Consider the following 8,940-nt stretch of genomic DNA (forward strand, 5'->3'; position numbering starts at 1 on the left):
CCATAAATTAACCTGCTTTTGATGTTGGATTGAACATATCAAAATCAGGCAATTACACAATTTTATGTACAGGCTCTGGGTGGGGCAGACAGTGCAGCCGTCACCTTTTCCCTAAAGCGCTTACCACTTCATCTCGCCGGTATTCACCTTCGCGCTCAGCTCCAGTGAACTCTCATCTGCCAGTTTCGGATAAGCCGTTTTCATGGCCTCAATGACCGCGGCTGAACCTTTCTTCTCAGCCAGCGCCTGCTCAAACGTTTTCAGATAGTTATAGGTAAAGGTAATCGCCCCGTCGCCTGCCGGGCGCTCACCCAAATAGTGCCCCGGAATGACCTGCTGCGGTTTCAGCGCCTGCATTTCGCTTAGCACCGTCATCCAGCCCTGGCGAATCGCCGGCGTTTGCGTATCAGCCGTCCAGACATGAATCCCCGACGCAATTCCGGTTCCGCCCAAAATTGCCTTGTTCGCCGGGATCCAGACATACGCGGCGTAATCCCCTGCGTGTTTCAGCTCCAGCGCTTCGCCGTCAACGGTAAAGCGTGTGGCGGTGGTTGCCTGCGGCACGATAATTTTCGTCGGTGCGCCGTCTTTCATCTGCGGACCCCAAAAGGCCAGCTTGGCGTCTTTGGTGGCGTTGATATGGTCGACAACGGCTTTAGAGGCCACCACTTTTGCCTGCGGGAAGGCTTTCACCAGCGGCTCAAGGCCGAAGTAGAAATCCGGGTCGCCGGAGGTAATCACTATCTCTTTGAGCGTTTTGCCACGGGCCTTGATCATCTTCACCAGCTGTTCGCAATCTTTGACGCTGAACTGGGCATCGAACAGCACCGCTTCTTTCGGGCCAGAAACCAGCGTAGATGACACCGGGAATATGCCCTTTTCCTGCGGATTGTAGACTTCAAGATGCAGCGGAGCGGCGAATGCCGGCGCGGCAGCCAGTGACAAGACCAGCGAGAGAGATTTTACGTTCATGGGGATCCTTAGTTGCTTATCCGGGTGAGTTGCGGTTTCACCAGCGCGAAAAACGCCTCCGGCTGGCCGTAATATTGTCCGACAGGCAGCAGTGTGCCGTGCCCGTGCGTATCGATAATCGCCGCCGTCGGGAAGCCCTGGCCTCCCAACTGTGCCATTAGCATTCGCGCATGTTGAATTGTCTCCAGCGCATCGTGTTCCGGGATTTGCCCAAGCAGAACGCCGGACTCTGTGGTCTGGCTCAGCACCTGATTCACCACCTCCGGACGGGTGATGTTTTGCCCGTCCTGATACCAGGCACGCTGGATGGCGTTGAGAAAGTTAAGATCTGCGCCGGGCAGGGCAAAGCGCCGTGCTGCCAGCAATCCACGCGTAGCGGGCAGGGAGTCGAGGATCAGCTCGCTGTCGGCCAGTAATGTCTGGCGGTAGTCATTGCCAAACGTCATGCCGGTTAAGGCGGCGATACGTGCATCGTGTTCGTTAACATGCGCCAGCCAGTCGGCGTTCAACCGCCTGCGCTGGGTGCCAATAAACAGCCCGCCCGGCAAAATATGCTGACGGGGAAAATGTTGGGCGATGCGGTTAAGCAGCGGCAGAGCGCCATAGCTCCAGCCGCACAGGGGATCGATTATCCAGTAAAGTCCGGCCTGAAATGCCATAACGATGTTCTCCGGTGTTTGGGATGCCCATCATTCTACGGATTTGCGCGTTTGCCAGAATTCCTGAAACAATTCATGCTGTGTTTCTTAAAACGATCAGATAAGCGGGGATGCAATGGACAGAATCATGGCGGCAATCACCTACAACCGCATTTGCGAGCTTGGCAGCCTGAGTGCGGCGGCCCGTTCGCTGGGCATCTCCCGCCCTATGGTTAGCCGCTATCTCGATGAAATGGAAAAGTGGGCCGGGGCGCGACTGATTCACCGCTCGACCCGGCGGTTAACCATCACCCCGGCGGGAGAGAAAACGCTCGAGAAGACGCGACAACTGGCCTTGCTGTCACAGCGTATCGAAGGGGATACCACCAACATCACGCCATCGGGGACGCTGCGAATTGCCTGCGCCCATTTTACTGCGACGCATCTGCTGGGGCCGGTGATCCCACCGTTTCTGGCTCGTTATCCGGCGTTACGCATTGAGGTGGATATCAATAACCATCCGGTTAGCCTGGTGGGGGAACGTATAGATCTGGCGATTCGCATTACCAACTCCCCTGAGCCTGGGGTGATTGCCCGCGCGTTGGGAGAGTGCCGCTCGGTATTGTGCGCATCACCGGGCTACCTTGCGCAAGCGGGGCGACCCGAAACCCTGGACGATCTTGCGCAGCATAATTGCCTGCATTACAGCCGTTTTTCCGGGCAGTCCTGGTCTTTTCGCGATAAAGATAAAGGGGCTATGTCGGTGGCGGTGAGCGGCAATTTCAGCGCCGGGATCTCATCACTGCTGTGCGATATGGTCGCTGCGGATGTGGGCCTGGCGATGGTACCGGAAATCGAGGCGCGCGCCGGGCTGCAAAGTGGCCGCCTGGTGCGGGTGCTGCCGCAGATTGAGCCGCAGCCGTTGGGGATTTACGGGCTTTATCAGTCCCGCGACCATCAGCATGCGGCGCTTAGCCTGTTTCTTGACGCGATCAAACTGCATCTGGCGCAATCGTGATTTACACCAACTGCGCCATCCACTGCTTGTGCTCGGTGTCCAGCGCCTGGGCGGTCATCTCAAGGAATGTATTTACCGCCGCCGGGCGGTGTTTACTGCCCGGAACCTGAATCTGCAACGTGCGCTGGCTCAGCGACGAGTTATTAATGGCCCTGAGCGTCATGCCATCCTGCTTTGCGCGCCACAGCACGCTGAAATGGCTGCAGACGCTCATGGCATTCGGTGTGTGGCGGGTAAAACCGTACAGCGCGGCAAAATTATTGCTGCTGAACGCCGGTTCCAGAAAGGTACCCGCCATGCGACAGGAGAGATCGAATAACTGGCGTAGCGTGGTGCCCGCTTCGGGTAGCACCAGCGGGTAGTGGTGCAAATCTTCCATTGCCACGCTTGACTGCTTCATCAGCGGATGGCCGTCATCCAGTAATAACAGCATCGGGGCGGGCCAGGCGGCGATGATTTCCACGTCCCGTTCGGGGGCGAGGCTAAACTGAAAGGCGACATCACAATCGTTGCGCCGAATCCACTCGGCAACCTGCATCGCGGTGCCGACCTGTAGGTCAAAACTGACGCCAGGGTGCTGCTGGCGAAAACGTGCCAGCAGGCCAGGCAGCAGGTCAAAGGCCATGCCGTCGGTACAGGCGAGGCGTACCAGTGCTTTGCGTACCGCTTTGAGTCCCTGAATTTCCGCCATCGCAAACTCCATATCACGCATGCTTTTGCGGACATGGTTGGCCAGAATCTGCCCGGCGTCGGTGAGGATCATGCCCCGCGCATGGCGTTCGAATAGCGTTACGCCAAGCCGAGTCTCCAGTTTCTGGATTTGTCGACTGACTGCCGAGCCTGCGACGTACAGTTGCTCGCTGGCGGTGCTTAACGATCCGGTGGTGGCTACGGCGAAAAAGTAGCGCAGCTCATTACTCAGCATGGGGATTCCTGTCTGTCGCCCTGGGATTGTGCAGTGTACCCTTATCAAAAAGGCAACGCCAAATTGCAATTATTATTATTGTGGCAAGGCTCTGTTCTGGTTTAGAACAAAAAGACAACAACAGCTATTTGCGCCATAGGCAGCAAATAAATCCTGAAATAATTCGAACTGCAGCCACGCAACTGCGGTTTGACGAATTTCTGGGCCAGGACAGGGTAGATAACATGACAACACAACAAATCGTAGCGCAGGCGCTGGCGTGGTTCGACAGCGGCCATTTTAAAACCACCCTTGCCAGCCGGGTGGCTATCCCCAGTGAAAGCCAACGAACCGACAGGGACGAGGAGCTCGCTCGCTATTACAACGAAGCGTTTATTCCCGCTTTCCATGAGATGGGCTTTACCACTGAGGTGATTGCGAATCCGGTTAACGCCGCTCGCCCCTTTTTACTCGCCAGCCGTGTTGAAGACGACACCTTACCGACCGTGATGTGTTATGGGCACGGCGATGTGGTCTTTGGCGATGATGCACGCTGGGCGGAAGGTCTGTCGCCGTGGACGCTGACCGAGCGCGACGGCAACTGGTATGGACGCGGCGCGGCGGACAATAAAGGCCAGCACACCGTGAACCTGTCAGCGCTGGAGCAGGTGTTCCATGCGCGCAACGGGCGCCTGCGCTTTAACTGCGTCTGGCTGTGCGAAATGGGCGAAGAGATGAGTTCGCCAGGGCTGGCGGCGGTCTGCGAACAGCTCAAAGAGCACATTCATGCCGACCTGTTTATCGCCTCTGATGGCCCGCGCCTGAGCGCGCAGCGCCCGACGCTGTTCCTCGGCTCTCGCGGCTGTGTTAACTTCCGTTTGACCATCAACGCTCGCGCCAAAGATTATCACTCCGGCAACTGGGGCGGCCTGCTGAGCAATCCGGGTACGCAACTGGCCAATGCCATTGCCAGCCTGGTGGATGGCAAAGGGGAGATTCAGATTGCGGCCCTGAAACCGCCTGCGCTGACGCCTGAGCTGAAAGCCATTCTGGCGGATATCACCCCGGCGCGCGGTGAGAACGATCCGGCGACCGATCCTAACTGGGGCGAGCCAGGCTTATCGGCGGCGGAAAAACTGTTTGGCTGGAACACCCTGGAGGTGCTCTCTTTCCTCACCGGTAATCCGGCGCAGCCGATGAACGCGATCCCCGGCCAGGCGACGGCGGTCTGCCAGTTGCGTTTCGTGGTCGGCACCGACTGGCAGCATCTGGAACAAGCGGTTCGCGCACATCTGGACGCGCACGGCTTTTCCATGGTCACCATTAGCGACATGCGTGGGACGCCGGCAACGCGCTTTGACCCGACCGATCCGTTGGTGAACTGGGCGCTTGAGGCGATGGCAGAAACCACCGGGAGCAAACCGGCGCTGTTGCCTAACCTGGGCGGTTCGCTGCCCAACGACGTGTTTGCCGGGATTCTGGGCCTGCCGACGCTGTGGGTACCACACTCTTATCCGGCCTGTGGACAGCATGCGCCGGATGAACATTTACCGATTGCCATTGCCCGTGAAGGCCTTGCCATCATGACCCGTCTGTTCTGGGATTTGGGTGAGCGCGGGGCGGCACTGCTTGTCAGCCACCTTGAACATCAGAACGGAGGTGCACAATGACAACGTTCGCTCGTGAATCTGAACAGGGCAACGCGCGCCCTAGTCTGGCGAAAACCCTTTTCGCCACCTGTATTGGCAATGCGCTGGAGTGGTTTGATATTGCGGTGTACGGCTTCTTTGCCAGCTATATCGCGCAGGTCTTTTTCCCGACCACCAACCCGACCGTGTCGTTACTGCTGGCATTCGGCAGCTTTGGTATTGCCTTCCTGATCCGTCCACTCGGTGCGGTGGTGCTGGGGGCGTATGCCGATAAACATGGCCGTAAGGCGTCGCTATTACTCTCCATCAACCTGATGATGCTGGGCGGCGCGATGATCACCTTTATGCCGGGCTACGCCACGTTAGGGGTGGCGGCACCGCTGCTTATTCTGCTGGCTCGCCTGATTCAGGGCTTCTCCGCCGGTGGCGAATTTGGCAGCTCGACGGCCTTCCTCGTGGAGCACTTCCCGGAGCGTAAAACCTTTATCGCCAGCTGGCAGTTCGCGACGCAGGGGGCGAGTACCCTGATGGCCTCGGCGTTCGGTTTGGGCCTTGCGCAGTGGCTGACGCCGGAGCAGTTGCTCGACTGGGGATGGCGCGTGCCGTTCGCCTTTGGTCTGCTGATTGGTCCGGTCGGCCTGTGGATCCGCCGCCATGTGCATGAACCTACGGCCTATGTCGAAATTGAGAAACCGCGTCATCCGGTGAAGCTGCTGTTTGGCTCGCAAAAGCGCCTGCTGGCGCTGGCGATTGGCCTGATGGTGGTCTCTACGGCGATTAACTACATGCTCAACTATGTGCCGACCTGGGCGACCAAAACGCTCGGCCTGCCTGCGTCGTCGGCCTACACCGCTACCTTACTGGCCGGGATTATCCTCACCGTGGTGACACCGATTGGCGGGCTGCTGGCAGAGCGTGTAGGACGTGAACGTTTACTGTGGACGGCGCTGGGGCTGCTGGCGTTTACGCTGCTTCCGGCCTTCTGGCTGACCAGTCTGAACGTCACGCCAGTGTCGCTTTGCCTGCTGGTGGGGTGGATGGCTCTGCTCAAATCCATCTACTTCTCTACCATTCCGTCGGTGATGGCGGATATCTTCCCGGTCGCCACGCGCGCCAGTGGGATGTCCATCAGTTACAACATCGCGGTGACGGTATTCGGCGGTTTCGCACCCTTTATCTGTACGCTACTTATCAGCGCTACGGGCAGCCAGTTTGCGCCGGGCTTCTACCTGATGGTGACGGTGTTCCTGAGCGTCGCCGCGCTGTGGCATACCCAAAAACAGCTGCGTTAATCTGCTCGCCCCTCTCCGTCTGGAGAGGGTTATCCCTGTGCGCCGGGTCTGCGCAAAATCACCTGTGAATTATCCGTCTCACTGTCCGGCACTGGCGGCGCGCTATTTTTGGTGCTGGCCATATTGTTCTCATAACGCGGTGGCGTGATGACCGGATACACGTAGGTTTGCTGCTCCGTACACTGCACGGGTTCGCTCGAACCGGCATAGAACAGGTAGTACTGGTGGGAGTTGGGGAAATAGGCCAGATCGTCGCCATTGCCAAAGGTGGTGCTCCAGAACGGCACTCCGGCTTTGGTGTGGCTTTGCTCCTTTCCGGAGGCGACCTGGAAGTGATCGCCCCATTTCATAGTGATGAGATAGTAATTAAAAAAAGAGACGGTGATGGCTCCCCGTGGCGGGCAGTTGAGCTTGACGGCGTCATCCGCACGCGCGGCCAGCGCGGGTAATGTCAGTAACAATAAAAACAGGGAATATTTCACGCGTCCGTTCTCGTGAGTGTTTTCTGGAGAACGGATCCTACAGTGTTATGCGTGCGGGCAACCAGCAGCAAGCTGTTACATCATCACATAAAGTTAATCAAAATATGACGTTAGTGTTATGTGGGTATTAGTGTTCGACTTTTATGGCCGTTAGCATAAGTATATTGAGACAGTGAATATCCCCTTGTAGGGATAAAGTGATGATTATCCCCATAAGGGGATAAAGTAACGATTTTGACATTATCCCCTACAGGGTATAAAACATTAATTATCCCCGGTAGAGGATAATTAATAAAAGGATAGCTCCCCATCATGATGCCACCGATGATTTATGGCCCCGTCCAACTGGCGAACTACCTGAAACTGGTGCGCCAGAAAAACCAGTGGACACAAAGCGACCTCGCTAAGCGGATCGGTATCAAGCAGGCCACGGTGTCTAATTTCGAAAATAACCCTGAAAAAACCACGCTGGCGACACTATTCAAAATTCTTCAATCCCTTGAACTGGCGATGGTTTTATATGAAAAAAATGCGTCGGCAGTAGACGATGAAAAGGGTAATCACGTGGATCTGGAGTGGTAATGCCAACACTTGTGACCTGGATGAACAATGAGCGGGTGGGTGAACTGACAAAACAAGCTAATGGTGCACACACCTTTCGCTATGACGAAGAGTGGATTCGAAATCCCTATGGCAGGCCGCTATCCCTTTCCCTACCCGTACAACTGGGGTTGATGACGTCAGATGCTGTTTTCAATTATTTCGACAACCTGCTGCCAGACAGTCCCGGCGTGCGTGATCGAATTGTGAAACGTTATCAGGCCAAGTCGAAGCAGCCCTTTGATCTGCTGGCTGAAATAGGCAGAGACAGCGTTGGGGCTGTCACATTGCTTCCACCGGAAGAAGATGCGAGCGGGCAGGTACTGGCATGGGAACGTCTGAATGCTTTGCGGCTGGAAAGCGTTTTAACGGCCTATCAGGCGGATATTCCTCTTGGAATGATTGAGGGGGAAGATGATTTCAGAATTTCCGTTGCCGGAGCACAGGAAAAAACGGCGTTGCTAAAAGCCGGTGATGCCTGGTGTATTCCCAAAGGCACGACGCCGACAACTCACATCATCAAGTTACCGATTGGCGAAATAAAGCAGCCGAATGCGACGCTCGACTTACGCGAGAGCGTGGATAACGAATTTTGTTGCCTGGCGCTGGCAAGAGCGCTGGATTTTGAGGTTCCGGATGCTGAGATAATTCGTACGGGAAAAATTCGGGCGCTGGCTGTGGAACGCTTTGACAGACGATGGGCCAGAAATAAAACCGTTCTGCTGCGATTACCCCAGGAGGATTTGTGTCAGGCTTTTGGTTTACCCTCTTCGTTAAAGTATGAATCCGATGGTGGGCCGGATATTGCGCAAATCATGAGATTGTTGCTGGGATCAAGTGACGCGCTGAACGATCGTTATGCGTTTATGCGATTCCAGGTATTCCAGTGGTTGATTGGTGCGACTGACGGGCACGCGAAAAATTATTCGCTGTTTATACATGCGGGTGGGAGCTACAAGCTGACGCCCTTTTACGACATCATCTCTGCATTCCCTGATTTGGGTGGTGCCGGGCTTCATATGCGCGATCTCAAACTTGCTATGAGCCTGAAAGCCACGAAAGGCCGCAAAAGTGCCATTCATCAAATCTACCCTCGACATTTCCTGGCGACAGCCAGGGAGGTGAATTTTTCCCATGAGCAAATGCAACTGATTCTGCGTGATTTTGCCGATAATGTTCCGGGTGCTGTAGAGACGGTGATGTCATCTCTGCCTGAGGATTTTTCAGCGCCTGTGGCCGATGCCATCAGTTCATGGTTAGGAATCTGGAAAAACGTTTTAAAAACTCACTGACCATGAACACAGGAGCCCGAAACGCAGTGATGGTGTGTTGTCGGAGAAATCATGGCAATAAAATACTGTTTTCGGCGAGTTTTTAACCGGAAA

9 protein-coding genes are annotated in these 8,940 nt (G+C 55.8%); 5 read left to right on the forward strand and 4 right to left on the reverse strand.

All coding sequences use genetic code 11. The features are described from left to right. Positions 1 to 120 precede the first annotated feature (120 nt). Both ACSZPU_RS20460 and ACSZPU_RS20465 read right to left on the reverse strand, forming a co-directional pair. A complete protein-coding gene (locus ACSZPU_RS20460) occupies positions 121 to 972 on the reverse strand; it encodes a Vmh family MBL fold metallo-hydrolase (protein WP_499002606.1) in 852 nt (283 codons plus the stop codon). An 8-nt stretch (positions 973 to 980) separates the two neighbouring features. Continuing rightward, a complete protein-coding gene (locus ACSZPU_RS20465; protein WP_499002609.1) occupies positions 981 to 1,631 on the reverse strand; it encodes a DsbA family protein in 651 nt (216 codons plus the stop codon). Between the two features lie 115 nt (positions 1,632 to 1,746). Here ACSZPU_RS20465 and ACSZPU_RS20470 point away from each other — a divergent pair, with 115 nt between their 5' ends. After that, a complete protein-coding gene (locus ACSZPU_RS20470) occupies positions 1,747 to 2,628 on the forward strand; it encodes a LysR family transcriptional regulator (protein WP_499002610.1) in 882 nt (293 codons plus the stop codon). Position 2,629: 1 nt separating this feature from the next. Here ACSZPU_RS20470 and ACSZPU_RS20475 read toward each other — a convergent pair whose 3' ends face one another. After that, the gene (locus ACSZPU_RS20475; RefSeq protein WP_499002612.1) at positions 2,630 to 3,553 is read right to left on the reverse strand and encodes a LysR family transcriptional regulator; all 924 of its coding nucleotides are present in this window, start codon (positions 3,551 to 3,553) and stop codon (positions 2,630 to 2,632) included. 224 nt (positions 3,554 to 3,777) lie between these two features. On the opposite strand from ACSZPU_RS20475, the gene ACSZPU_RS20480 reads away from it, so the two are divergent. Together ACSZPU_RS20480 and ACSZPU_RS20485 are read left to right on the forward strand one after the other, a co-directional pair. Continuing rightward, complete coding sequence (locus ACSZPU_RS20480) at positions 3,778 to 5,202, forward strand: M20 family metallopeptidase (protein ID WP_499002615.1); 1,425 nt, start codon at positions 3,778 to 3,780, stop codon at positions 5,200 to 5,202. Then, positions 5,199 to 6,473 carry an MFS transporter gene (locus ACSZPU_RS20485; RefSeq protein ID WP_499002618.1) on the forward strand — a complete coding sequence of 425 codons (1,275 nt, stop codon included), beginning with the start codon at positions 5,199 to 5,201 and terminating at the stop codon, positions 6,471 to 6,473. The genes ACSZPU_RS20480 and ACSZPU_RS20485 overlap by 4 nt, the downstream gene beginning before the upstream one ends. A gap of 29 nt (positions 6,474 to 6,502) precedes the next feature. Here ACSZPU_RS20485 and ACSZPU_RS20490 read toward each other — a convergent pair whose 3' ends face one another. Next, a complete protein-coding gene (locus ACSZPU_RS20490) occupies positions 6,503 to 6,955 on the reverse strand; it encodes a hypothetical protein (RefSeq protein WP_499002621.1) in 453 nt (150 codons plus the stop codon). Between the two features lie 312 nt (positions 6,956 to 7,267). On the opposite strand from ACSZPU_RS20490, the gene hipB reads away from it, so the two are divergent. Further along, on the forward strand, positions 7,268 to 7,537 hold the full coding sequence (gene hipB / locus ACSZPU_RS20495; protein WP_499002624.1) for a type II toxin-antitoxin system antitoxin HipB: 270 nt from the start codon (positions 7,268 to 7,270) through the stop codon (positions 7,535 to 7,537). After that, complete coding sequence (locus ACSZPU_RS20500) at positions 7,537 to 8,847, forward strand: type II toxin-antitoxin system HipA family toxin (protein WP_499002627.1); 1,311 nt, start codon at positions 7,537 to 7,539, stop codon at positions 8,845 to 8,847. The genes hipB and ACSZPU_RS20500 overlap by 1 nt, the downstream gene beginning before the upstream one ends. Positions 8,848 to 8,940: the final 93 nt, after the last annotated feature.

This window comes from Phytobacter sp. V69 (assembly GCF_965644215.1).
GTDB lineage: Bacteria > Pseudomonadota > Gammaproteobacteria > Enterobacterales > Enterobacteriaceae > Phytobacter.